Raw genomic sequence first — 25,973 nt, 5'->3', positions numbered from 1 at the left:
GTTTGCGTATTAACTACGCTTATTTGCTCATGAACCCTGCAAACTTACCTGCCCGGCTGCCGGTCCTCTTCGACCACGACGGTTCGGCTGACGACTTTATTTCCTTGCTGCTGCTGCTCACGATGGAGACCGTGGAGCTGCAGGGCGTCTCGATTACCCCCGCCGACTGTTACGCCGAGCAGGCCGTGGAAACGACGCTCAAGCTGCTGGACCTCCGCCAGCGTTCCGCAGTGCCCGTGAGTGTGGGGCACTGCCATGGGGTCAATGCCTTTCCCGCCGAGTGGCGCGCCAAGCCGCGCATCCTCAATGCGCTGCCGGCCCTGATTAACCTACCCGTGGACCTGGCGCGGGTGGATGCCCGTCCGGGTGCCGTCTTCCTGCGCGATAAGCTGGCGGCGGCTACGCAGCCCGTGACCGTCCTGCTGACGGGCCCCTGCACGAACCTCGTCCACGCCTTGGAGCTAGCGCCGGAGCTGGTCACCCAGATTGCCCGCGTCGTGTGGATGGGCGGGGCCGTGGACGTGGGGGGCAACGTGCGCACCTATAACCACGACGGCAGCGCCGAATGGAATGTCTTTTGGGACCCGTTGGCGGCGCAGCGGCTGCTGACCTTCCACTTGCCGCTCACCCTTATTCCCTTGGACGTGACCAACACCGTACCCGTTGACCGGGCCTTTTTGCAAGCGCTGGCCCAGCATGCGGTCCACCCCTGGGCGTGCCTGGCTGGGCAATTCTGGGCCACCACGGTGGACACGATTCCGGCGTACGAATACACGTACTTTATGTGGGACGTACTGGCTACGAGCTACCTGGCCATCCCCGACGCATTTGGGCTCGAAACGCTGGAGTTAAGTATCACGCCCACGGGGCCCAGTGCGGGGCGCACGCGCCGCGCGCTGGGGAGCGGCCACTGGGTAGAGGTAGCCCGGACGGTCAACCAAGCCGCCTTCTATGCCTACTTGTTCGGCCAGCTTACCCAGCCAGCCGCGGCGTAACTAGTTCGTGGTAGGCCGCAGCGGGTGCGGCCACTCGGTCCGGAGCACGGACATCACGAGCTTATCGTGGAACGCGCCGTGCCGGTAGCAGGCCTGGCGTAAGCGGCCTTCGAGCTGAAAGCCCGCCTTCTGATAGGCTTTAACGCCGCCTTCGTTCGGCACCGATACCGTGAGCATGATCCGGTTCAGGCCCACGTCTTGAAACCCGCGCGTGACTACTTGCTGCGTCACGGCCGTGCCGATGCCCCGACCCCAATAGCGCTTTTCTCCCAGCAGAATAAAGTATTCCCCCGCTTGATTACGCCGCGAGATGTTAGCAATGCCCGCGTACCCAATCAAGTCATGAGTTTCGTCCAAGTAGACGCCGAGCGTCAAGCTATGCGGGTCTTGAAGCGTGTGCGTCAGCCAGTCGGCCACCTGCTCAAGCGTCTGCAGCTCTTGGAATACAGAGAGCGAATAGAGGATGACCTCCGGGTCGCGCAGCCAGCGATGAAAAAGCGGCGCTTGGTCGGTCCGTAAAGGCAGCAGGTGGATCATGTGGCCGGAGGAGCGGAGGAAAAGAGGTAGGTACGCCGGGGCGAATGCTTGCGGAGAAAGCATCTTCTGCTTGGGGCTCCGAAAGTTAGGTTCCACTTCGTGACCAACTGACCCTACTTCTTGGACCGGCTACTAGATCCTTTGCAGCTGGTAAAAGCAGGCTGCTAAAAGGTGCACCTTTCGGGACTACACATTACGGATTTAGTAAACCTCAATGTGAGCTAGAATACACTTGGTATGAGAAGATACTCAGTATGGCGAACGTGCAGCAACGTACGAGTAGCCCAATAAATGGGAAGAGGGCACAGATGGTCAGACCCCAGTATCGACTAGCCCTCGGGTATGAGAAGCTGACAAGTTCATCCATACACTCTAAAAAGTTTACTTATTTTATGCCATTAACACCGCCAGCGCATTCCTCTTACTCAAAGTGGCTCATAATGAAATGGTTCAGCTAAAAATATAAATAGGAATAAACACTTAAATTCATACATTGCACACGAAATTAAGCTGAGTGTGCTACTGCTATTACATACTTAGCTAACGTGAGTGCCTTTTAATAAGCCAACTCGTTCTTGTATGAATATCACTTACCCAACAGCTGTTCGTCCTTCGGTAACAGTTACTAGCAGTTCGGGCAATGAACCGGCCATCAATAAAATAACTCTGGTAGTTTGTGGCGTACTGTTTTTTTGTACGTTTCCTTACTGGTTTGGCGATACTAGCAGCAAGGCTTCGCTTGTGAATGTGCTGTTAATGCGCAATGGCTTGCTTAATGAAACGTTGTCTTTTTGGGGGCATCTCTTGTTGACTGTAGGGTGGTTGTACCTTTTTTATAAAGGTGGCGCCTCCGAATGGGTTGGTTGGCGTATCTCAAGTACTCGTCAAATAACGAGGCTATTCTATCATAGCCAAAAGCCTGCCACCTGGGGTTTACGTGCAATTTTAGGACTATTACTGGTCTTGCTTGCATATAAGCTTTACAGTGCTTTACTAGGTTTTGCGGAGGGCAGTGAGCTACCTCGGGCACAGGTTTTGTCGGTACTGCTGCTAATAGCCCTGCTGCTGCTATTGTGGAATGTTCGCTACATCAATCCACAGCCATTACAAACTACAGGTTTCATCGCAGGTCGCAATCGGCCTCTTTGGGTCAATATCTCTCCGACGCAACTGGTGTATGTAGCTCAATTTAGTGGTGGCATGCAGACCTGGGTACGCCACCCCGCTGGCTTTGCAGATATTTCATATACTGATGTATATGCGTTTGATATTAAATCCTTGTCGCACAAACTTCACAATGCTCGAACGGCCCAATCTATAATGGGCGACATTAGATATAATCTCACTCTACGACCAATTTTCAGTAGCTTTCCTACGCATCTGACCGACACCCAGATTCAAAACATTCAGGCTCGCCTAGGCGCTAATGTGGACATTACTACGGAGATATCAGCGGCATTCGACCGGCAAGCCCTAATTGATTCGGTAACCAGTCGCTACTTCAATGCAGTTAGCGATGTATACACCAAGTCCGGTGCTACTGTATTTGATGATGTTAACCGGGAGGTTTTTAGCAACTTCGATAAACTAAAGACCAGCATCAACTTCGCGGGATTAGAAGAAGATTGCCAAAACCGCATTAAGCAGCACTTAGCCCGTATCACGACGATAGAAGACGCGTTTGACGTAGCGGAGTTTATCATCGTAGATGTCCAGTTCTCCGAGGGGGAAATAAAGAATATGCTGAATGATGTTCGGGAGCGAGCTATGGTACTCGCGAACGGTCGCACCATAATAGAGCAGGAAATGGCCAAAGCGACCATTAATGATGGTGGCCAACCTGGGGTTAATGTGGTCAAACGAGCCGAAGACCGGACCAAAGGCATAGGCATACTACGCAGCAATTTTTCAAGCCATAAGCAAGAACCCAAGGTGCTCTCGCCCGCCGAGCAGCAAACAGAATTTAAGGAGGCTGTGCGGCAGGGATCTAATAAATTGCTTAATATTCTACTGGACCCGACCCAGCAAGGCCCTGAGGCTACTAGCCAAGCTTTGTTACTTGCCTCGCCACTGTTTACAGAGCGGAATATTTCGCCGGAATCCTTTGTAAAGCGCTTTCTGCAAAAAGTAGAAGCTGAAAAGAATGAGCCCTCAGAAGAAGTATTACGTCGACTAGTAGAGAATACGCTGCTTGAGTTCTTTAATGAATCTGCCTAATGGATTTTTCTGTCCTAAAGGCCAACTATGCGGTGCCAACCACGACGAGCGCTACCCCCACACACTGGCACCAGTGGTGGCAGCCCGACCAAGACAAGCCTCCAGAATGTGTGATGCACGATGGATGGCACCAGCGCATTGGCTACAGCATCTTACAAGTGCCGCTTTTTGATGAGAGCACTCACTCCCAGGCCCGCGAAGAATACCACAAGAGTCTACTACGTCAAAAAGCCTTTCTTGACACCGTAAATGCAGTGTTTATAGCTAGCCGCGGGGTTCCAGGCGCTACGCTTGAGCTTCGGCTACAAAACGACCACACCACCCGAGTAGTCAATTGCTATTTACTGCTGCGTAAGCTATACCGCCATCCCCCATCAGGCTCTGCCTACGCAGACCTAGCTACCGAGTTTGAGCGCATTCTGCCCGACGACTACATCTTACAGAGGCTACCCGATGAAGCAGCTATTCAAGAGTTAGTGCGCCTTGGCAACAAGCAAGTGATAGAGGTGCGCAAGGACTCCCGGCTGGTGCCAGTAGGGGGCTTTTACTCACCTGATCACTTAGTTATCGCGCCTCCTAATTTAGGCGTTTGGGACGAAAAAACACGGTTTTACCTGCCTTGCAGTCACTATATTCCGGCTAACAGCTACAGCTGGCTTAATCTATTTAAGATGCTCCAATCGGCCGAAGAGCCGATTCAGCTACGACTGTCGCTAGGCGCGACGCCCATTTTTGAGCTAGAGCGAAACCTAGCTCTTCAATACCATGCCATGCTGTCGACTACCTATCGGGGTGTTGCCAACCAAGACGTCGAAAATTACCAGCAGTGCTACGCCAAGTATTTATCGGCTCCGTCCTTGTTTACGGTAAAAATTCAGGTAGCTGCTACTCACGAAACGCTTGCCATGGCCGCGGCTAATGCTTTTTGCACGCAATTATCCTTTGGGCAGGATAAGACGCGGCTAATTTGCTTTTCACTGCGCGAAGCTGACCGTGAGCTATGTCGTACCGATTGGGAAGAGGGCAACCACTATAGTTTTGCCTTACCCGGCCCGTTGGAAACGGCCGCTGAGATTGACCCGACCGTTGTTGCCTTCGCCCGCCGCCTCCCCTACTTAGCGGATGAAGTGGAAGCTACCTCACTCTTTCGACTGCCGATTGCCAGTGCCGAGGGTTTGCCGGGGGTAGCGGCTAAGCCAGTCAAACCGTTTTACCAGCCTACCCCACGCCTATCCACCGGCCCTGAAATAAAGCTGGGGGAGATTATTACGGCGGGTGCCAGTATCCGGCTGGCCGACGGCAGTGCGGTCCCGACTCAGGCAATGGCTCATGACTATTGCATTCCAGTCAAAGACCTTACAAAGCATGGTTTAATCGTAGGCTCAACAGGCTCGGGTAAAACCAATACGACGCTTCAGTTTGTCAAGGCCCTCACCGAGCAACACATTCCGTTTCTGCTCATTGAGCCAGTTAAGTCCGAATATTATTCAGAGTTACTGCCCTATTTCCAGGCACAGGGCAAGACTCTTCATCGCTTCAACTTTCGGCGGCCTCGTACGCCCGAGGGCGAATGCCATCCAGAATATCTGCGGTTTAATCCCCTGATACCCATGCCGGGCATTTCAGTGACGCAGCATATTTCCTACATCAAAGGCTGCTTTAATGCCGCATTCCCGATGCACGGAATTATGCCACTGATATTAGAAGAGTGCCTAAACCTGTTGTATAAAGAAAATTTTCAGCTAGAGGAGCCTGACTTTTTTGACCCAGCGAAGTCGCCTGTCTACATTAACCACTCTGCAACGGCTTGCCAACCTGGGTGCGACCGCGAAACGAGCCATCGCCGGCTTTATCCGCTGAGTCTAGCTTTCTTCGATGAAATAATTAAGGAATATGTTTCGGACGAAGAATTGTTTCCGGACGAAAAGACGCGGCAGGACTTTGGTAGCTATTTGCAACGCCGGTTTGTTAGGCTGACAAAAGGGCTATTAGGCCACGCGCTTTGTCCAAATAGATGGGTAGATGCGGACGATGAGGCAGCTCTCGTTCCAAACATCTTGCAGACGCTACTTACCGAATCCACTATTATTGAGCTGGAGGACTTAGCCGATAATGAAGAAAAAGCTCTAGTAATGGCTTTTCTAATGACCTATCTCTTTGAATACCGTCAAACACAGCCATCAGCTATTAAACGTAGTCAGGTAACGGGCGAAGAGTATTCGGCTGGGCCACCCTTGCATATTACACTTATCGAAGAGGCCCACCGGCTGCTGAGTAGCGGTAGCGGCACCCAGGCCAGTGGTGGCGAAGATGGAACTGCTACTCAGAGCAGCCAGGCGAAGGCTATTAGTTTGTTTATCGATATGCTAGCAGAAATCCGCGCTAAAGGGGAGGGAATTTTTATTGTGGAGCAAATTCCTACTAAGCTAGTATCTGATGTAATCAAAAATACCAATCTAAAAATCATGCACCGAATAACATCCAGAGATGACCGCGATTACTTAGGTACTGCGATGGGGATGAATGACAAGCAGAAAAACTACGTCAACAACCTAAAAACCGGAGAAGCCATTGTATTTGATGAACAGTTAGATAGCCCAGTTTTTGTCAAAATAACTCCCTTCCAATGAGCAAGCATCCATCTAGTAGCAAACCTCTTGAAGACCTGAGAAAGGACTTAGAGGAGCAAGAAGCTGACAGCTTTAAAGAACATCCAGGTGCGCCTCTAGACAAAGAAGGCAAACCAATAACCAATCTAAGTTTAAGCGAATTTGATAATATGGGTGGTAAGGTTATAGCTGGCCCAGGCTCGAATAAGAAAATACATGATATTAACCGGCTTACTCACAAGTACGAAAGGTCCGCTGATGCGGTGCAAAAAGTAGCATCTAAATCGTCTGCCGGCCTTGAATTAAGAATTTACCGGGATAAGAATACTGGTGAGATATTGGAGAAGAAGACAAAGGTGTCTACCGACTCCGACTCCACCGGTTCAAAACCAGAGCAGGCGCGTTCTACCCCTTCCAAAGAACCTTCCCGCGCTTCTAAACCCGAAGCAACCATGAGTCACAATAACCCTACTAAGGAAAACAGCCGCGTAGCCGAAATGAAAAAGCAGGCTGGGGAAATGACTGGCAGTGCTGCCCGCGAACAGGCTCGTGCTGAAAAGGAAAAGGCTTCGCGGGATAAAGTAGCCGCGATGAAAAATCATGGCAAGGAATTGACCGAGCGCAAGGATAAAATTACGACTATGCGGGAGGCAGGCGGGGAATTAACGGGCAGTGAGTCTCGGCGTACTAAAGACAGCACGGAGTCTTTGAAAACTAAGTTTCGGGACAACGCTAGGGAGACAACGAAGCCCTAACTGCGTCAAGCGTCTGGAGAACAACGCCGACGATATAGTGACGCTGACAAAAAGGAAGCCGATATAGTAATCCTGACAAGCCGACAGAGTCTGGCCTAGAATGCATTGATTACCTACCAACACCGGACAGGATGCGGCTATACTCCCTTTGGCATATGACTAAGCTCAGGTACATCCTTTTGTCAGCAGGCATGTCGTCTGGCGCCTGCAGCCGATAGAAGTACACGAGCATGAGCTGGGCCGCGACCTAGCCCGGCACATCGCGCAGCTTCTGGGCCAAGGTCAGGGCTTATTGTCTCAGGCTCACGGTCTAGGGCGAGTGAGGCAAGAGGCTGTCGACCTGCACTTGCAGGTGCTGCACCAGCCTAGTGCCGGCGAGCTAGGATGCGTGTAGCACCAAACGCCGGCGCTCGACCGCTAAGGGCTGCGCGGGCAAAAATTGCGCCGCCAGCATACTCAGCAGAAGCAGATAAAGACAATGACTGAGCAGGGACGCAGTGTTGACCAGAACTTATAGGGGCTCACTATTGCACGCCTTATTGAGCCCCCCCTTGCCACATCGTTAGGCGCTTCGGGATACGTGTGCGTGGCGGCTGACACCTGACGGCACCACTACTCGGGGGAGGGTGTGAATCTGCCACATTCGCCCTCGTTAGGTAGGGAGGCTAGGTGTAAAGGCTGGATTATATAAGTAAAATGGTTGTTTTTGCCCCAAGTTCATGGTAACTTGGGGCAAAAACAACCCTACTGCCTTTCTTTCTGCTTTATGAAGTACCGCCCACGTCAACCTGAAACGCGCCTTTGCGCGCACTGCCACACGCCCTACTCCTCGGCCCACAAGCGCCGCCTCTACTGTGGCAACTCCTGCGCCAACCTGGCCAGCTATGCCCGTCGACCCCGGTCGAAAGCCCCCCAGGCGACGCCCACCTTAGGAGCCGTCCCCGAGACACCCACGCCGAGCGTAAACCTGGCGGCGAGCTGGCAGAACGTGGCCATGCTCACCGGCAGCCACCTGGCCGCCAAGCTCGTCGGCGTGCTGGGCGAGCGCCTGCTTGGGCTTTTCACCCCGCCCCCCGCCGCGCAGCCCCTGGAGACCCTTGATCCGGCCCACTGGCTGCCGGCCGCCTTGCTCAGCGCGCCCGCCCCCCGGCTGGAATTGGAGATGCCCTGGTGGGACCAGCCGCAGGTCTTTCTACAGCTCACCTACTTTGGCCATACGCTCTACTATCAGCCCCGCCACCGTTGCCTGTTGTGGCGCGTGGGGCCGGGGCAAGTACTGCTGCTCTTCTCGCCCGAGCAGCTCGCGGCTGTGGCCGAGCTCACTCCTGGCGATTACGTCCCCACCCCGCTGGCCGAGCCCGAAGCTCACTTAGCCAGTCAGCTCGTTGGGGAGTTGCCCGTGAGCCCCGCCGTGATCGAGCCACGAGGGGCCGACCGATCTGCTAGCCCGCTGCCTGCCTGGGCCGCCGATTGTGCGCCGCTGGCCGCGCCAGCCTACGCCCCACTGCAGGCTGCCGACTATGCCTAGCGAGCCGGAACCTGGTTCGTCCAGCCGCACCCTTAGGTAGGGATCGGGAGGCGGCGCGCCTGTTGGGAAGCGAGCAGTCGAGTAGCCCGGTGAGAAGGGCAACCCTGCAGTAGTAGCTGACGCGTTCGGGCGCTACTTACCTAGAGTAAAAGCTCGTTTAACGTATACGCAATTACTAGGACAGTTTTTATCTACCTAGGAAGTATCAAGTTGAGCTACTTCCGGCGGTCAGCCTCTGCTTTAGTTGAGGCCAATTTTACCTCTTAATGTAAAATCACATCATAAATCGGCCACCCTGCAAACCTACTTTCCAAGTTGTTGCAGGTTTACTTAATTGTGGAATAGCCGCGGAACAGACATAATGAGCTTGCTTACTAGGTTCTCTCAAGGCTGTAAGTTACCTGGTCGAGGCATTACAACGCATCCTACTACGTGAGGTAATTGCCGCACACCTCGCTGCAATGCCGCATGCTCCTGCGTTCGGCCTGAGTCGTCCCAGAAGAATAGCAACAAGTGTTGGTAACGAGTCGCATAGTCGCTTCCCGACTGAAAATACAAACTAGCATCAGCAGCTACCTCTTCTATAAAATCGGCGAAAGCAACATGTGAACGAATGAACTTCACCTCGATAACTAGACGCAAACAAGGAATACCTAAATCGGCCCGAGGATTTTTTTGACCAATTGGGTTGAAATAGAATTCATCCTCTAAGTCGGGAAAGAGTGGGGCCAGCAGAAAATACAGCAGATTCTGCACATGATATTCATTTTGAACGTTCCACTGCTGAACAGTGCTGTTACGAGTGCGTGGGCTTTTTTCCCAAGTCCACCGTCGCATACCCGCTGGTACCGCTTCTAGTACCTTCGTTACCTCTTCCATGGTTGGCTGCCGCAGTGACAGCCTGGGCGCGGCGGTTGCCAGCCAGTCCAGGGTACGCAGGCGCATAGCCGCTACGGGCGCTTCTGGTTCTAGGTCGGTGATAGTGCCAGTGCTCAAAGCTATCAATGCCTGACTTGGGTCATCGTCGGGCGGGTGAGGAGCACTGCCTGCTAGCCAGAGAGCCACTCGTAGGTCAGCTTGCGCCGGATCAGCTGGCCAGGGCAAAGCCGTAGTAGGTAGCTCGAGCACGTGTAGCGCGCTGACCACCACGCAGCGCTTCCAAGCGGGTAAGCTCTGGCAGGCTGCGGCTACAAACGAAGCCATCCAAGTAGTTACCGCTTGGCCTACATCCGCTGCCACTAATCTAGCTGCCAGGGCTAGTCCCAGTAGCGCTACTACATCGGTGGCAAACCCAGCAGGCGTGCCACCAAGCATAACCGCCGAGCGCCCGGCTACACGTCGCAATCCCTCTTCTAAGGCTAGTTGATGCGGCTGCAGGTCGGCAGTGGGTAATGAGCACCAGTAACCTAACTGTGCTACTCGGTGGTAATCGGTAACGACGAATGTGGTGGGCTGCGCCGCTTGTAAACCGGGTAAAGCCGGGTAAAGCCACTGAATAAAAGCTGCTTCTAGTCCCGTAGGATCTACTTCTTGTACCGTACGCAGTAGCGTCGTACGAATGTCGGCCAGCAACGGAAAAGAAGTAGGACTCATAAAAACCAGCGCGTGGTACCGATACGATTCAGCATAGCATCCGGATTCCAGTAGCTTACCCCAGCCAACTGCCCTAACAGCTGGGCTACCTGCTGTGAGTAAGCCACAGTCACTGGCATAGGCGACGCATGAAACCCACGCCAAGAGTGCGCCGCGAAATTCACTATCTGCCGAGCTAAGTACGTCATATCCGTGAATGTGGAGTCACGGTGCAGTCGCAACTGCACGGGGGCCGGCAGACCATCGCTACTTTGCTTGACCTCACGCACACCCGTCAAGCTCACTAACGTCTGCCACCGTGAAAGCGCCAAGTATTGCCCCCGCTCTGGGGCATAGGGACCTTTGTTGTAGTAGCCAAAACCGGACTGCTTAGTATCGAAGAATACGAAGGGGTGGTCGGGGGCCACATGGAGAAAGGCAAATTCTACCTGGTAGTCTCCCAATTCCTGCATCACCTGCTTTACGGCCTCCGCCTCTGCATTTCGGAATTCTTTAAATGCGTGGAAAATTAGCCGTACTGTGTCACGGGGCTGCCAGTTCAGGTCGCGCTGCACACTGCGCATTGTTTCCCGCAGACTAGCCAGAAGCGTTGGAAAGTATTCATCAGCCGGTACCGCTGATGACACATTGGAAACGAAATAGTTACCATCACCAGTAAATACCGTTGTGATGCCAATCATGCGTTCACGGTTACCAAAGCGGCCTTCGCTGACAATCGCGCTACCAATGCCGAACACCATTTCGTGCGCGATTGGTAGGTCCGCCTTAAGTAGCCAAGGAATACCGTTGAGTTTAGCATAAGTAGCTAGGCTCATGTTGTTCAGCACCCAAGTCAGCCGACTATCACTAATGGTCATCGTTTCAAGCGCGAACTCTTGCACTGGTATCTGCTGCCCAATAAATCGTGCCTTGGTGATAAGATAAGGATTGGCGTTGGGAGTGCGGGTGCGGAAAGCTCGGTCAATCTGCACCAGTGCTAGATTCCAGCGTTCATGCGAGTTGCTGCCTAAGTGCCGCAATGCTTCACTAGTAGCTCGCGAGTAAGCCTCCGCTGAGTCATCGGCAGCCAGAAAGAACTCTATTGCGCAGCTTTGCAAGTGAAATTTAGCCTTCAGGCCGGTGTACTCCTGTCCAGCCTTTATATCAGCCGTGCGCGGAATACCATCGAGAAACTTTCGCACAGCTTGTTCGACTTGGCCTTTCTTGCTTGCTTGGCAAATAACGCACAGTCGGAGACGAGCCGGCGTAAAGCTTTCGCGTGAATAAGGGCCGTAACGGCGCAGTCCTTGATCGGCCCACACATCTACTTTTTGGCCACCTGGCGCAAACACGAAAGTGGGAGCGGGAGCCCGTTGGGGTACTACTGATGCTGCTCCAGCTGCCTGATCACCCCAAAATGGTTCTATCTCGAATGGCAACCCAGGGACTAGTTCTAGACTCATGGCCCTAAAAGTTGTTAGGGCCCGTTGCAGTCGCCGCAACTTTCCAGGCCCTACGTGGAAATCAGCTGTTTGCTGCTGTAACGCTGCTAGCACACTAGTAGCCTGCGCACCATATAGGTGGCGAATGCAGTGTTCTAGCACATCCCCGCGTGGCTCCAAGAAGAGCTTGTCCGCCGCCACTATTGTGGCTGACTCTCCCCTCACATCCTCTAGCTGTAACATAGGTACGCCTTGCTGCACCGCGACTCCAGCTACGCGACCCAGTGTAGTAAAACGAGGCGGTAGTGCTGGGTGACGATTGGCAACTGGCTGTCCGACATAGAAACCTTGTAACGGTACACCTAATGCCAACAACTTGGCACAGGTTAGACTGATGCGGGGTGTCGTTCGCACATTCACGCTCATGCCAACGAATGCCGCTTGCTCGGTTGGCTCATAAACCCGAAAGTCCAGTTCCCACTGCGCGAATACGGCTAAGCCCGGCTGAGGAGTGACATTAGCGGGTAAGCACTCTTGCAGTAAATTACTGCGAATAGCTAGGTAGCTCAATGGCCGCATCCTAGTTAGCCGACATTGTTCGGCTGGTAGTTGCCGATAAAGTGCTTCACTAGCTAAGGATGCAACCAGCGACAGATTATGGGCCAATTCCACCTGCTCCAATTGACCGCCTATTGGAGCAAGCCCAGATTGCAGTGCTACACACAAGATGCGTGAACCCTTACGTTTCACTAAATGCGTGCCTTGGTGCTGGTCACGTAAGTCTCTAAATCTATTTTCGTCGTAGTCGAAGCACTCAGCTTCTAGAGTAGTATTTTCCCATCGCAGCGGTGCGATGTTGAGTAAAAAGCTCATGGCTTGAGAGTTAATCCTGTCAAGCCAAATATAATAGTAAAAAGCTAATCTTTGTAGTTAAAAACCATTGTGTTCATATAATAACTACCACTACATCATCATTTTCCAGTTCTTACTGGACTCATCAATTATCTCTCTACATTGCCTTCATTTTCTCTTGACCTTCCGCTTGACTACGCACAGTTGCTGGCTCAACTTACTGCCCGAATTCGCGACACACAACTGCGCGCTACGTTAGCGATCAATACAACTCTGATACAGCTATATTGGCAAATTGGGCAAGAGATTCTGAGTCGCCAAGACCAGCAAGGATGGGGCACAAAAGTAGTTGCTCGGTTAGCTCAAGATCTTCGGCGAGAGTTTCCGAGTCTAGCAGGTCTGTCCTCACGTAATTTGCAGTATATGCGCGCATTTGCTAAAGCGTGGCCGGATGCCGAATTTGTGCAACAGGTTGTTGCACAAATTCCGTGGGGACACAACGTCCGCCTGTTAGAAGCTGTCCAAGACCCGGTAGAACGCGCGTGGTACGCGCAGCAAACCATCGAAAACGGGTGGAGCCGCAATGTGTTATCCCTACAAGTGGAAAGCGGCCTCTATCAGCGGCAAGGCCGGGTCGTCAGCAACTTTACACGCACCCTACCCGCGGCGCAATCTGAGCTGGCGCAGCAACTCCTCAAAGACCCCTATACCTTTGACTTTCTCAGCCTTGGGATAGAAGCAAAGGAGCGAGAGCTAGAACAAGGCCTGTTGGCACATGTGCGCGCCTTCTTATTAGAATTGGGTAAAGGTTTTGCGCTCGTCGGCAGTCAGTATCACCTCGCAATCGGTGGCCAAGATTACTACTTAGATCTGCTCTTTTACCATCTCAAGCTGCGCTGCTTTGTCATCATTGACTTAAAGATGGGCGAATTTAAGCCTGAAGACAGTGGCAAAATGAACTTCTATCTGGCGGCTGCAGACGACTTACTTAGGCATCCGACCGACCAGCCGTCTATTGGATTGATTCTGTGCAAAACGCAGAACCGGATTGTATCAGAGTATGCTTTGCGTGGGATGAGTCAACCTATTGGCGTGGCCCAGTGGCAGCTAACACGCGCCCTACCACCAGAACTGCGACAGGATCTGCCAACTAGCGAAGAGGTGGATGCAGCCCTCAACACAGAAGAGAGGGAGAATAATTAAACGGTGCGTTGTACCTAATCCCTTGATCTATTTAACCTGTCTTATAATTGCGTATATGTACAACTGGCGGCGGCGTTAGTTAAAGTCTTGCAGGTCATCCACTGAGAGCGGGCGCGCCGCTAGCTGCCGCACAGGAGCGGTCGCCTCGATTGATGGGGCGGGCTGGTAGGGGTCGAGCTCGGCAATGAGGGGCACTTGTGCGGCGTCGCTCACGACCAGGTAGTGCCCAGGCTCGATGGCCCAGAGCAAGCAGCGCTCGCTAGGCTGGTAGAAAAAGGTGTGGCCCAGGTAGTGCACTTCCACGCACTGCCGCTCCCGGCCCCAGAGCGGCAACGCTAGCGCCCGGCGGCGGGGCGCAGTGGTTACAAACGCCGCCGGTAGCCACGTCAGCGGGTCCTCGCGCGGCACCTGTTTGGCGGGGGTGGTCAGGGCCCGGTAGAGCTTGGTGCCCAGGTGCAACAGCAGCTGGGCGGCCAGGTTGCTCGTCGTGAGCAACGTCAGGTTGGCCGCGCTCCAGGCCATGGTCACCTTCGGCGCTGCTAAGCCGTTCAGCGACTGGACCGTGGTACCGGTGAGCGCGCTGTGCTTGGCGGCCAACCGGCGCCGGCGCTTGGCTTTGCAGGTTTGCACTCGGCAGGAGTCGGAGCAATAAAGGCGGCGGCGGTCCACCGCCTCGTACGAGTCGTGACAGTGAACACAGATGCGAACAGTAGCGGGACGTTTACGGTAGGCCATCGCCAAAGATAAGCTCAACTACGTGTTACTTGTGCCTACCAGGTAACGGAAAATCATCCCTGAAAGCCTATTCCTTGATCGTACTAGCCAGCCGGTAGTGCCGCTAGAGGATGTCCTTTCGCGGACTCCTGTCCTATGTTTGTGCTCCCCTTGCTGTCTTGCCTTTCCGCCTGCCATGCCCCCCGTCCCTGCTCAGTTAGTAGTCGAAGATGTTGTGGTGGAGGTCGTGCGCAAGCCTGTGCGCAGCTGGCGCCTGAGCGTGCGCCCACCCCACGGTACCGTACGCCTAACCGTGCCGCTGGGCACGCGCGAGGCGAGCTGGCGGGAAGCGATCCTGGACAAACTCGCCTGGATTCGTCGCCACCAAGCGACGCTGCGGCAGCGCCCCGTAGTTCCCGAACTCCGCTACGAAGCGGGGGAAACGCACTACTACCTGGGGCAAGCCCTGCACCTCGTGGTGCAGGAGCAAGCCGGCCGAAGCCAGGTACGCCTGGTCGCCGAGGTAGGCGAGCTGCACCTGCGCGTGCCACCGGGTACGACGCCTACTCAGCGGGCGCAGGTGGTGGGCCGCTGGCGCCGCCAGCAGTTGCGGAGGCTGGTGCCGGGCTTGCTGGCGCAGTGGGAGCCGGTGGTGGGGGCGCAGACCGCGGCCTGGGGCCTGAAGGCGATGAAAACGCGCTGGGGCACCTGTAGCATTCGCGCGCGGCGCATCTGGCTGAATGTGGCCTTGAGCGAGTGGCCGCTGGCTTGCCTGAGGTACGTGCTCGTGCACGAGCTGACGCACTTGCACGAGCGCCTGCACTCGCCCCGCTTCTGGCAGCTGCTCGCCCAGGCCCTGCCCACCTGGCACGTGGCGCACCTCGCCTTGAAGAAGGGCCACCCAGGAGTACCCCTCCCACTAGCAGCCTAACTTCTTTAACGGGGAGGAGGCTAGAAAGGCGTGTTTTTCGGAGCCACTATTTCGTGCGTGCTGGACACTAGTTAAAGCACGCGCGCCGCCCGGTGTTCCTGCCAGGGCTGGCGGAGTGCGCGTACCGGCTGCGGGCTAGCCAAGCACCTAGCTACCAATCAGTACCTATCGCCGCCATCGCTGCAACGCCCGACGGGAAGGCGGACTCTTGTTGGGTGGGGACCGAGTTATCCTGGCCTAGTTTAAGCCGCTGCCCGGTAGCCGCCCCGGGGCTTTACCTTGTGACGCGATGACTCCTTTTCCCTCTATCTGGCGCGGGCTGGTCTGGGCCAGCAGCCTGGTGGCCGCGCCCCTGCTCGGGCGAGCCCAGGCGCTGGTGAGCACGGCCGTGACGCCGGCGGCCAATGCGGCGGCCGCCGGACGCACCGACCCCCTACGCCTGCGCTTCAGCCAGCCCCTGACCCCGGCCGCGCCGGCCGCCCTGCACGTGTTCAGCAGCCAGCGCGGGGGCCGGCGCACCCACGCCACCCCGGCTAGTGGGCGCGAGCACACGCTGACTTTTACCCCCAGCGCTTACCCCTTCCAGCCCGGCGAGACGATTCGCTATACCGTCACCACGGCCGCCGCCAGCGCTAGCGAGCACCTGGCGCGCCCGCTGGTCGGCCAGTTCACGACCGCCGTCAGCTGTACCAGCGCGGGCGTGTTTGAGGCCGGCACGCAGGTGGCGGTGGGGCGCTACCCCGACGGCCTGGCCCTGGGGGACGTGGACGGCGACGGGGACCTGGACGTGCTCAACACCCAGTTCAGTGCCATCTCCAACACGGTCAGCGTGCGCCTCAACGACGGCACGGGCCAGTGCAGCGGCACGCAAAGCGTGGCAGTGGGCAACGCCCCCAAGCGCGTGGTGCTCGGCGACGTGGACGGCGACGGGGACTTGGATCTACTCACGGCCAACCAGGGCAGCAGTAGCGTCAGCGTGCGCTTCAACGATGGGCGCGGCCAGTTTAGTGGGGGCAGCGACCTGGGCGTGGACTACTACCCCACGCGCGTGACGCTGGGCGACCTGGACGGGGACGGGGACCTGGACCTGCTGGTGGCCACGGGCAGCGGCTGGCTAAACGTGCGCCTCAACGACGGGGCAGGCGGCTTCCGCCCCGGCCCCTCGGTGCGGGCCTCCGGAAGTACCACCGATGCGACCCTGGGCGACGTGGACGGGGATGGCGACCTGGACGTAGTGGCGAGCAATTTTGTCAGCAACGCGGTGAGTGTGCGCCTCAACGACGGGGCGGGCAGCTTCAGCGGCACGCTGGAAGTGCCCACCGGGGCCGAGCCCCAGGCCCTGGCCCTGGGCGACGTGGATGGGGACGGGGACCTAGACCTGGTGGTCACCAGTGGCAGTACCAGTAAGGCGTACATCCAGCTCAATACCGGACGCGGCAGTTTCACGGCGGGCGCGGTGGTGCCCGTGGGGGTGGGCCCCTACACCCTGGCCCTGGGCGACGTGGATGGGGACGGCGACCTGGACTTGCTCACGGGCAATATCTACGGCTACGTGAGTCTAGGCCGCAACCAGGGCGGGGGCAACTTCCTCAATCCGGACGGCCGCAGTTATTTCGTCACGGACTTTGTCAACACGACGGACCTGGCACTGGGCGATATGGACGGGGACGGGGACCTGGACCTGGTGACGAGTGGCTTCGCCGTGGGCATCCGCCTCAACGGGGGCACGGCGGCGGGCCCTGTGGGCACGGTGCAGCTCACGGGGCCCGCGGAGCTCTGCCCTGGCACGAGCGGCGAGCTCACAGCTACGAGCTCGCTCCCCGTTCAGACCTACAGCTGGAGTACGGGCGAGACGGGCGCGCGCCTTGCCATCCATCAACCGGGCCGCTACGCCGTGACGGCCACCTTGGCCGGCTGTCAGACGGCGCGGGCCGAGTACGTGGTCAGCGAAGGCGACTGTGCGTCCTCGCCCACCGCCATGCTAGTGCCCAACATTCTGACCCCCAACGGCGACCAACTCAACGACGTCTTTACCCTGCCGGGCACGGCGGCGGGCAGCTGGACGCTGGTGCTCTACAACCGCTGGGGCCGCGAGGTCTACCGCAGCGCGGCCTACCAGAACGACTGGGGGCCGGCCGCGGCGGCGGGCGTATACTACTATTACCTGCGCCAGCCCACCTCGGGGGCCACGCAGCGGGGCTGGGTGGAAGTAGTGCGGTAGGGGGCGCCAGCAGGCTGACCATTCTAGCGGCTGCTTAGGTCAGCTAGGTGGCCCAGCGCGTAGCACAAGCAGCGTTTTACTAGCTGTAGAGGGTCGTGGCTGTTGCAGAACTAGCCTCGGCACTGTTGCGGGAGGGTACTAGAGGCCAAATCGCGTTAAAATGGTCACCAGACGCACCGTTTGTCCCTCCTTATCTGCCAGCGAGCGCGATTGCTGCGCTGCTCCAAGAGTTCTGCAACAGCCACGGTGCCTTTCTGAGCCACTAAACCGAAAACGGCGTTTGGATGCGATAAGTCGCACAGCAATAGCTTGTGTAAAGGGACAAAATACAGGCAGACTACCGTAAGGGGGCTGGTAACTTACCTATGTTATGGCACGCCAGCACCCTGCTAGCCCGGGCAGGTGAAGACCTCGACCTCGCCCCGCTTCGACTTGCCGGCGTGACGGCTTGTTCCCCTCCGCATGAGCCGCTCACCAAAGCAGCTTTGAGCCGCTGGCAAAACCTGACCAGGTCGGACACTTCGGAATTTTGTCGGGCTGAACATAACCTGCTGGCCGTAGCGCTGCGTCTTGCGCCCAACTGAGCCAGCCGTTTTTTACTTCGTTGACAACCACCTTATGCAACGCGTTATCCTACTAACCGGTGCCTCGGCGGGCATGGGCAAAGTCACCGCCAAACTGCTGGCCGCGCACGGCCACCGGGTCTTTGCGGCCGCTCGCCGCGTCGAACACATGCAGGACCTCGTGCCGCTGGGCATCACCCCGCTGGCCCTCGACGTGACCGACGAGCAGTCGAGGCACCACGCCGTCGAGCAGGTGCTAGCGGCTACCGGCCACCTGGACGTGCTGATTAACAACGCCGGCTTCGGCCGCTACGGAGCCGTGGAGGACGTGCCGCTGGCCGAAGCCCGGCGGCAGTTCGAGGTCAACCTGTTTGGCGCGGCGCAGCTTATCCAACTCGTGCTGCCCGGTATGCGCGCCCAGCACGGGGGACGCATCATCAATATTTCTTCCATCGGGGGCAAAATGGCCACGCCCTATGGGGGCTGGTATCACGCCAGCAAGTTTGCCCTCGAAGGCCTGAGCGACTCCTTGCGCAACGAAGTCAAGCCCTTCGGCATTGAGGTGGTCGTTATTGAGCCGGGCGGCGTCAAGTCGGAGTGGGCGGGCATTGCCACCGGCAGCCTGCTGGAGACCTCGGCCAGCACGGCCTACGCCACTGGAGCCCGTCAGTTTGCCCGCTCCGCCGAAGCCGCCGAGGCTAAGGGAGCCGACCCTGCCGTCATTGCCCGGCTCGTACTGCAAGCGGTGGAAACGAAGCAGCCGCGCACGCGCTACGTGGGGGGTTACCTGGCTCGTCCCATCCTCTGGCTGCGGGCCCTGCTTCCCGACCGGCTCTTCGACCGGCTTATTACGAGCCAGCTTGCGTAACCTCACCTGGCTGGCTTCCCTCCTGCGACCCCGATGGCTACTGCCCCCACGCCCGGCATTCTACATTCCTGCTACGAAGCGTTTCACCGCGCCAGCGAGCAGTTCGTGCCCGAACACGTGCTGGGCTTGCTGCTAGCTGGCGAGTCGCAGTTTTACACCTCCACCGCTACGCAGACCCACGGGGCGGGCACCCTAGCGTTGGTGCATCGGCACCAGCTGGTGAAAACCACCAAAGTGCCCCCGGCCGGCGGCCGCTTCCAGTCCATCAGCGTTAGCCTCGACCAGGCGACGCTGCGCCGCTACGCGGCCACTCACCAGCTGGCGGCCACCGCGCCCTATGCGGGGCCGCTGCTGCTTCCGCTCGGCGACGACTCGTTTCTGCGGGGTTTTTTCCACTCGCTGCTGCCCTACTTCGACCAGCCCGCGCCCCTGCCCCCGGCCTTGGTCGAGTTGAAGGCCCAGGAGGCCATCGGCCTGCTCCTGCGCCACGACCCGGCCCTGGGCAACTGGCTCTTCCATTTTGACGAGCCTGGTAAAATTGACCTCGAAGCCTTTATGCTCCAGCACTATGCCTTCAACGTGCCGCTTACCCAGTTTGCCAAGCTTACGGGGCGCAGTCTGGCTACGTTCAAGCGCGATTTTCAGCGCCTGTTTGGTAGTGCGCCGCAGCGCTGGCTGCAGCAGCAGCGCCTAGGCCAGGCGCACTACCTCATTGCCGAGCGCCGGCAGCCGCCCGCCCAGGCGTACCTGGAGGTGGGGTTCGAGAACCTGTCGCACTTCTCGACGGCCTTCAAGCAGCGCTTCGGCTACACGGCCTCCGCGCTAGCCCAGCGGGCCACCCGCAAGTAGGCGCAGCGCTCGGCCTGTCACGCCGCCCTGTGACGGGCGGCGCAGCGTAATCCTTTCTGCACGCCGCTAGCTTCGTTTTCCGGCCTCCTTTCCTGACTACTTCCCGGCTTCCCCTTCTGGCACTAGCCTCCTTATGGCTAGCCGGTACCCCGCCCGCCCGCCGCACCGCCGCGCCTCGTCTTCCACCAAGCCAGCTATCGCGACTGCACCTGCGTCCGCCCGCGGCACGCGCCACGGCTCGATAGCTGCGCCAGTCTGCGCCGAGCCGGGACAAGCACACAGGCAAAACCACCAGGGCACCTAGAAAGCCAATGGCTCCGTCACGAAGTACCCTACGAAAGAGCCGAGTCCCCACACGACAAGACCCAGCACGAACAGCCGCCGCTTCAACGCTTGATTCATGTAGACAAGATATCGCTCCTGTTGGTGAATGCCGAGCAGTTGGCCTGCGCTAGGTGCCAGCAGACCACTGTAGCGCAAGGCAAGTTTAAGAAACCCGTCTACGATTCCCTGTTTACGAAATGCGTCGAGGACAGGAGTTTCGTAAACTTCCCAACACCGTAATTTTGCGCTGCCCAGCTCGGAAAAATACCGCGTTGGAAGCTACGCCTACTAAGTTAAAAACCGTCACTATTCCGAGGGTTGTCCTCGAACAAGTGATTATGTAAAGGGACGAAAGCAAGAAAGCTGTTTAGTTTCTGCTAGGCGGCCTTCTTGCTTTTGTTTGATATACCCTGCCTGCTCTGCGCAGCAAGAGGGCACCGCTAATTGGCCACCGTCAGGCGCAGGGTCTGCTGCCCCGTGCGCACGACGTAGACGCCCGCGGCCAGCCCGGTCGGGAGCACCAGCGTGGCCGTGCCGGCACTGTCGGCCGGCACGCGCAGCACCAGCCGGCCCACCGCATCGAGTACTGTGACCGGAGTGCCGGGCACCGCGCCGGTGAGCGTGGCGGCCTGGGTGGCGGGGTTCGGAAACAGGGCCAGGCTGGCCAGCCGGGGCACGGCCACCGCCCGCACCGGCGAGTAGCTGAACGTGCCATCGGTATCGACCTGACGCAGGCGGTAGTAGACGGGGCTGGCGGCGTAGTGGGCAAGGGCGGGGTCCACGAGCTGGTAGTGATGCGCCAGGCTGCTGGTGCCCGCCCCCGCTACCGTGCCAATGCGGCCAAAGGCCTGCCCATCGGTACTGGCTTCCACCTCGAAGCGGTCGTTGCGCAGCTCCGAGGCCGTGGTCCAGCGCAGCAGCGCGTCGGGGCCCTGGGCCTGGGCCGTGAAGCTAACCAGCGTCACGGGCAGCGGGGCGCTGGTGTTGCTGACCGTGAGCGTGCCGAGCTGCGCTACGTTGGCCGTGAAGGAGCGGGCGCTGGCCGGGCCCGTCGCGCCCTGCGCCACCCAGGGGCCGCTGGCCTGGTCGGCACGCCAGAGCTGGACCGAGGCGGTGGCGTTGAAGTCGTTATCATCGTCACTGACCCAGCTCACCGTCACGGAGGCCGGCGCAGTGGCGCTGGGTTGCTGGCTGGCTTCCACCTGCCACACCCGGTCGATGCCCGTACTGGCTCCTCCCAGGTTGGTGCCGTAGCTCACGCCGGCTGTTTGCAGGCCGGCCGTGCGCGTGACCGTGACGGTGCCCAGGCCCTGGCCGGTGAGATGGAGCACGAAACCATTCGTAAAATCAACTGAGCCGGGGCTGCTGCTCCCGGTGGCGCGGGTGACTTGCAGGCGGCCCTGCACGTACTGGCCCGGCCCCTCGCCCTGCACGGTACCGCCGCTGGGCAAGCTCAGCGTGCGTAGTGGCCCGCCGGCCAGTTGGGTGCGTACGAGGCCCTGGGTGAGGGTAAGCAGATTGCTGACAGTCAGGTCTTGAGCGAGTAGCAGGCGGTTGGCACCCGCCGCGCCGGTGTTAGCGAGCGTGAGGCTGGTCACGGTGGCGGTGCCGGGCACTAGGGTCTGGTCGGTGCTGCCGCTGAAGAGCAGCGTGCCGCTCGAGGTGAGGGTGCCCGTGTTGGTCAGGTCGCCGGTGAGCTGCACGGTGCCAGCATTGGTGAGCGTGCTGCTGGCATTGTTTTGCAGGGTGCCGGCCACGTAGAGCGTGGTCCCGCTGGTCACGGTGAGCGTGCCGCCGTCGTTGGTCAGGGTTTGGGCGCTGGCAGCGAAAGCTAGCAACAATAGGACCAGGGTAGCGGATAGTTTCATAACTCAGAAAGGCATAGGTGCCGGAATGGGCAGCTCCGACGCGGAGAAAGTTGATTTAGCGCTGAGATTTAGCGCTGGGCCTGCCCGCCACTGCCCGCCTCAAGCCGCCGCAGCCGGGCCTCGAAGGTTTCCAGAGTGGCGGTGGCCTGGGTGGCCTGCGCTTTGGCCGCGCTGGCTTCGCGGGTGGCCTGGGTAGCCTGGGCTTGCAGGGCGGCGTTCTGCTGTTCGAGGGCTTCCACCTTGCGGGCCAGCTCCTGGGTGGCGCTCACGTTGAGCGTGGTCAGCGCGTCGTAGTCCACCGAGCGGAAGTCGTCCACGTACTTGCCATACACGAACAGGCCGCCGGCATACGCCTCGGCCGAGGCGAAGCGCACGGTGTGGGCATCTACCACCGTCACGGCCACGTCCAGCGCCTCGTTGGCGGGCGTGTAGAAGCGCATCCGCCCCCCGTTGGCCGGCAGCTCGTGCGCCTTGGCCGTAGTCACGGCGAGCTGGCCCTGGGCGTAGCGTACGCGGGTGGCCCGCTCGTACACGTTGGGGATGGCCTGGGTGGAGCGCGAGACGGCGGCGGGTAGCACCTGCTCTACTTCCTGGGCGATGACCTTCTTGACGACCTGGTCGGTGTTGGCGTGCTGGTCGAGGTAGGTGTAGTCGGTGATGCGCAGTTGGTTGAGCAGGGCGAGGTCGGCCGTGCGGTCGCTCAGGCCGATGACGTGCTTGATGCGCTGGTCGGAGGTGGTATTGAGCGAACCAGCCACGATGGTGTTGTTCACCCACACCTGCCCGCCGTCGAAGTAAGCCGCCGTGGCCCGGGCCGTGGTGCCGCCGGGCGGCTGCGGGCCAATCAGGACGGAACCACCGGAGAAGTAGGACGTGTTGCCACCGGTGGGCGTGGCCGAGGCGCTGCCGCTTACGTGCAGCTTGGCGATGGGGCTGGTGGTGCCGATGCCCACGTTGCCGCCGTCCTGCACGAAGAGGCGGCCGACGGACACGTTGCTCTCGCTCAGGTTGAGGCCGCCGTTAATCAGGTTCCAGACGTACTTCTCGCTCGTGCTGTTGCGCAGGGCCAGGCTGCTGCCCACGGTTACGCCGCCGTCCACGTTCAGCAGGTAGGTGGGCCTGTTGGCTGCCCTGCCGCCGTAGGTGAGGTTAAGCGTGCCGCCACTGCTGAGCAGGCGGGTGGTGTAGTCGAGGTTGCCGCCTTCCACGAAGTCGAGGTAAGGTGTTTTGCCGTAGCCACGCAGCTCGATGCTGGGGTTGCCGCTGCTGCCCCCGCTCAGCAGCACGCCCACGGCCGTGGTACTGGCGCTCTCGGGCTGGTCGATGTGCAGCCCGGCCTCCGGGGCGGCTACGCCGATTCCCACGCTGCCGGCGCTGGTCACCGTGAAGGTGGGCGTGAAGGTGCCGGCGGCCAGCCCGCCCTCGGTCGTGGCGCTGCTGCGGCCCACCACAAACTTGTCGTTCGCGTCGCTGGCCTCGCCCACCACCACGCGTAATTCGCTATAGTCTTCGGCGGGGTTGGTGCGGTAGAGGCCCACGGGGTCGGTGTTGAAGCCGGGGCCTACGAACTCGATGGTCTGCCCCAGGCCGCCGCCGCTGCCCCTGTCGGCTCCCAAACGCAGGTTGCCGCGCACGTCGAGCTTCTGGGTAGCGGGCGCGGTCGTGGTGGTACCGATGCCCACGTTGCCGCCCACGAGGCCGTTGCCCGAGATGTTGAAGCTGGCGCTTTGCTGCGTGGTGGTATTTTGAATATAGCCGGCGGCGGCCGGGGTCAGGTAGTCGGTGCCGGCCACGGCGGCGCTCACCTGGCCGCTGCCGTCGGCCTTGAGCAGGCCGCTGACCGTGCCGGCCCCGCCCTTGGCGGCGGGCACCACAGCGGCGTAGGTGGTGGCGTTGCCGCTGCTGGTCACGTCGCCGGTCAGGTTAGCGTTGGTCGTGACGGTGTTGGCGCTGCCCGCCACCGTCGCGTAAGTGGCCGTGGCGGCGTTGCCGGTCGTGTTCTGGTTGAGGGTCGGGAAACTGGTCAAACTTGCGGCGCTACCGGTCGGGGTCAGGTAGTCGGCGCCGGCCGCGGCGGCGCTCACCTGGCCGCTGCCGTTGGCCTTGAGCAGGCCGCTGACCGTGCCGGCCCCGCCCTTGGCGGCGGGCACCACGGCGGCGTAGGTGGTGGCGTTGCCGCTGCTGGTCACGTCGCCGGTCAGGTTAGCGTTGGTCGTGACGGTGTTGGCGCTGCCCGCCACCGTCGCGTAAGTGGCCGTGGCGGCGTTGCCGGTCGGGGTCAGGTAGTCGGTGCCGGCCACGGCGGCGCTCACCTGGCCGCTGCCGTTGGCCTTGAGCAGGCCGCTGACCGTGCCAGCCCCGCCCTTGGCGGCGGGCACCACGGCGGCGTAGGTGGTGGTGGTGCCGCTGCTGGTTACGTCGCCCAACAGGTTGCCCAGGCTGCTGGCCGATGACTGGAACGTGCCGTCGGGGAAGGTGAGGCCGTTGCCGGTGCCCGAGATTTTGACGTTGCCTGCCACTTCCAGCTTCTCGCCGGGGGCGGGGGTGCCGATGCCCACGTTGGCCCCGTTGCCGAGCACCACCGTGTTGCTGGTAGTCAGGCTCACGTTGGCTCCCAGGGCCGTGGCGTTGGTGAGGGCCCCGCTGCCACTAGCCGGGCCGCTGTTGCTGCCCAGGGCGGTGAGGCTACTGCCCGTCACGTTATTGGCCCCGCTCTGGTAGCCGCTGAACAGGTTGTTGCTGCCCGTAGTGGTGGCGGCCCCACTGTTGTAGCCCTCAAACTGGTTCTGGGTACCGATGGTGTTGGCGTAACCACTGCGGTAGCCGCTGAAGTAATTGAAAGAACCGGTGTTGTTGTAGCCGCTCTGGTAGCCGTTAAACTGGTTGTAGCTGGCGCTTATATTGCGGAAGCCGCTCTGGTAGCCGCTGAAATGGTTGTAGGTGCCGGTCGTATTGTTGTAGCCGCTTTGATAGCCAATAAACTGCCCGTTGTCATTGGTAGCGACCCGCCCGGCCTGGTAGCCCACATACAAGTTATTGCTACCGTACACGTTGCGAAAGCCACTCTGGAGGCCTATGAACAAGTTACTGTTGCCTAGCAGGTTGTTGTAGCCGCTGTAGTAGCCGTCGAACTGGTTGTTGGCGCCCGTGGTATTGGCGTAGCCACTCTGGTAGCCGCTGAATTGGTTCGCGACGCCCGTATTGGCCTGGCCCGCCTGGTATCCCAGGTAGATGTTGCCACCACTCTGGCCCAGGTTCAGGCCCCCGTCGGCCCGGATGCCGACGCCTACCACGCTAATGCTGGCCCCGGTGCCGGTGAGGGCATTACCCTGGAGGTTTAGGGCCTGCGTGGCGGTGTGGTTGCCCAGGTTGTCGCCCGCAGTGTTGCCGGCCGTCGCTAGCTGCTGCCAACTCGGGTTGGCGGCCGTGCCGGCGTTGTAGTAGAAGCCGGCCGGGCTGCCGGTCTGGTACACCAGCAGGCCGGGGGCGGGGTTGGCGATGGCGGCGGTGCTGGCCACGCGCGGCAGCAGCAGGCCCTTGCTGCTGCTCACAATGTCGAGGGCCGCCGAGGCATCGGGGGCAGTGGTGCCGATGCCCACCGCGCCGGTTTGGGCGTGGGCAACGTGGGGGGCGGCGGCCAGCAGCAGCAGGGCGGCCAGCGGGGCGAGGAAGTAGCGTTGAAACATAAGCAGCGGAAGAGTAGCCGGGGCAGCCCGTACCCATGCAGCGGCGCCGGAGCCGAGGGCTGACCTCTGGCTCCGGCGCGCCGCCCGCGCCGGCCGGGGCCGGGCGCGGTTGCCGAGGGGCTCGGGGGCTGGGGCGGCGGCCAACCGCTCCAACTGGCTGCAATGCTCCGCGTATTGTCCTGCTTTTTCCAAAAAAGGCGCGTAGACAAAGTGTAGACAGCTTTTGCAGCTCCCTGTCT

The 25,973-nt window shown here is 59.3% G+C and carries 16 protein-coding genes; 10 read left to right on the top strand and 6 right to left on the bottom strand.

Annotated elements, in window-relative coordinates:
* The first annotated feature begins 29 nt into the window (after nt 1-29).
* The gene (locus HHL22_RS22195; protein WP_169533627.1) at nt 30-995 is read left to right on the top strand and encodes a nucleoside hydrolase; all 966 of its coding nucleotides are present in this window, start codon (nt 30-32) and stop codon (nt 993-995) included.
* On the opposite strand, the gene HHL22_RS22190 is transcribed toward HHL22_RS22195, so the two are convergent.
* Complete coding sequence (locus HHL22_RS22190; protein ID WP_169533626.1) at nt 996-1,532, bottom strand: GNAT family N-acetyltransferase; 537 nt, start codon at nt 1,530-1,532, stop codon at nt 996-998.
* Between the two features lie 579 nt (nt 1,533-2,111).
* Here HHL22_RS22190 and HHL22_RS22185 point away from each other — a divergent pair.
* The 4 genes from HHL22_RS22185 (at nt 2,112) to HHL22_RS22170 (ending at nt 8,641) form a co-directional block, all read left to right on the top strand.
* The gene (locus tag HHL22_RS22185) at nt 2,112-3,749 is read left to right on the top strand and encodes a hypothetical protein (protein WP_169533625.1); all 1,638 of its coding nucleotides are present in this window, start codon (nt 2,112-2,114) and stop codon (nt 3,747-3,749) included.
* Nucleotides 3,749-6,379, top strand: a complete 2,631-nt coding sequence (locus HHL22_RS22180; RefSeq protein ID WP_169533624.1) for an ATP-binding protein — start codon at nt 3,749-3,751, stop codon at nt 6,377-6,379. Before HHL22_RS22185 ends, HHL22_RS22180 begins: the two co-directional genes overlap by 1 nt.
* Complete coding sequence (locus HHL22_RS22175) at nt 6,376-7,113, top strand: hypothetical protein (RefSeq protein ID WP_169533623.1); 738 nt, start codon at nt 6,376-6,378, stop codon at nt 7,111-7,113. Before HHL22_RS22180 ends, HHL22_RS22175 begins: the two co-directional genes overlap by 4 nt.
* 766 nt (nt 7,114-7,879) lie before the next feature.
* A complete protein-coding gene (locus HHL22_RS22170; RefSeq protein ID WP_169533622.1) occupies nt 7,880-8,641 on the top strand; it encodes a hypothetical protein in 762 nt (253 codons plus the stop codon).
* A gap of 384 nt (nt 8,642-9,025) precedes the next feature.
* On the opposite strand, the gene HHL22_RS22165 is transcribed toward HHL22_RS22170, so the two are convergent.
* Together HHL22_RS22165 and HHL22_RS22160 are read right to left on the bottom strand one after the other, a co-directional pair.
* Entirely contained in the window at nt 9,026-10,213 is a 1,188-nt protein-coding gene (locus HHL22_RS22165; protein WP_169533621.1) for a PD-(D/E)XK nuclease domain-containing protein, read from the bottom strand.
* A 17-nt stretch (nt 10,214-10,230) separates the two neighbouring features.
* Nucleotides 10,231-12,528 carry an argonaute/piwi family protein gene (locus HHL22_RS22160; protein ID WP_169533620.1) on the bottom strand — a complete coding sequence of 766 codons (2,298 nt, stop codon included), beginning with the start codon at nt 12,526-12,528 and terminating at the stop codon, nt 10,231-10,233.
* A 141-nt stretch (nt 12,529-12,669) separates the two neighbouring features.
* Here HHL22_RS22160 and HHL22_RS22155 point away from each other — a divergent pair, with 141 nt between their 5' ends.
* Nucleotides 12,670-13,710, top strand: a complete 1,041-nt coding sequence (locus HHL22_RS22155) for a PDDEXK nuclease domain-containing protein (RefSeq protein ID WP_195809376.1) — start codon at nt 12,670-12,672, stop codon at nt 13,708-13,710.
* 75 nt (nt 13,711-13,785) lie between these two features.
* Here the strand turns inward: HHL22_RS22155 and HHL22_RS22150 are convergent, their stop codons facing one another.
* A complete protein-coding gene (locus tag HHL22_RS22150; RefSeq protein WP_169533619.1) occupies nt 13,786-14,340 on the bottom strand; it encodes a hypothetical protein in 555 nt (184 codons plus the stop codon).
* Nucleotides 14,341-14,620: 280 nt separating this feature from the next.
* Here HHL22_RS22150 and HHL22_RS22145 point away from each other — a divergent pair, with 280 nt between their 5' ends.
* The 4 genes from HHL22_RS22145 (at nt 14,621) to HHL22_RS22130 (ending at nt 19,856) form a co-directional block, all read left to right on the top strand.
* Entirely contained in the window at nt 14,621-15,355 is a 735-nt protein-coding gene (locus tag HHL22_RS22145; RefSeq protein WP_169533618.1) for a M48 family metallopeptidase, read from the top strand.
* 289 nt (nt 15,356-15,644) lie between these two features.
* Entirely contained in the window at nt 15,645-17,576 is a 1,932-nt protein-coding gene (locus HHL22_RS22140; RefSeq protein ID WP_169533617.1) for an FG-GAP-like repeat-containing protein, read from the top strand.
* A gap of 618 nt (nt 17,577-18,194) precedes the next feature.
* On the top strand, nt 18,195-19,007 hold the full coding sequence (locus HHL22_RS22135; protein WP_169533616.1) for an oxidoreductase: 813 nt from the start codon (nt 18,195-18,197) through the stop codon (nt 19,005-19,007).
* Between the two features lie 33 nt (nt 19,008-19,040).
* Nucleotides 19,041-19,856 carry a helix-turn-helix domain-containing protein gene (locus HHL22_RS22130; RefSeq protein WP_169533615.1) on the top strand — a complete coding sequence of 272 codons (816 nt, stop codon included), beginning with the start codon at nt 19,041-19,043 and terminating at the stop codon, nt 19,854-19,856.
* 764 nt (nt 19,857-20,620) lie between these two features.
* Here HHL22_RS22130 and HHL22_RS22125 read toward each other — a convergent pair.
* Both HHL22_RS22125 and HHL22_RS22120 read right to left on the bottom strand, forming a co-directional pair.
* Entirely contained in the window at nt 20,621-22,048 is a 1,428-nt protein-coding gene (locus tag HHL22_RS22125; protein WP_169533614.1) for a T9SS type A sorting domain-containing protein, read from the bottom strand.
* A 68-nt stretch (nt 22,049-22,116) separates the two neighbouring features.
* Nucleotides 22,117-25,734: a tail fiber domain-containing protein gene (locus HHL22_RS22120; RefSeq protein ID WP_169533613.1), complete on the bottom strand. Its 3,618-nt coding sequence runs from the start codon at nt 25,732-25,734 to the stop codon at nt 22,117-22,119.
* Nucleotides 25,735-25,973: the final 239 nt, after the last annotated feature.

It is taken from the genome of Hymenobacter polaris, from assembly GCF_012927305.1.
Classification (GTDB): Bacteria; Bacteroidota; Bacteroidia; order Cytophagales; family Hymenobacteraceae; genus Hymenobacter; species Hymenobacter polaris.
This window is presented reverse-complemented; position numbering and strand designations above follow the sequence as displayed.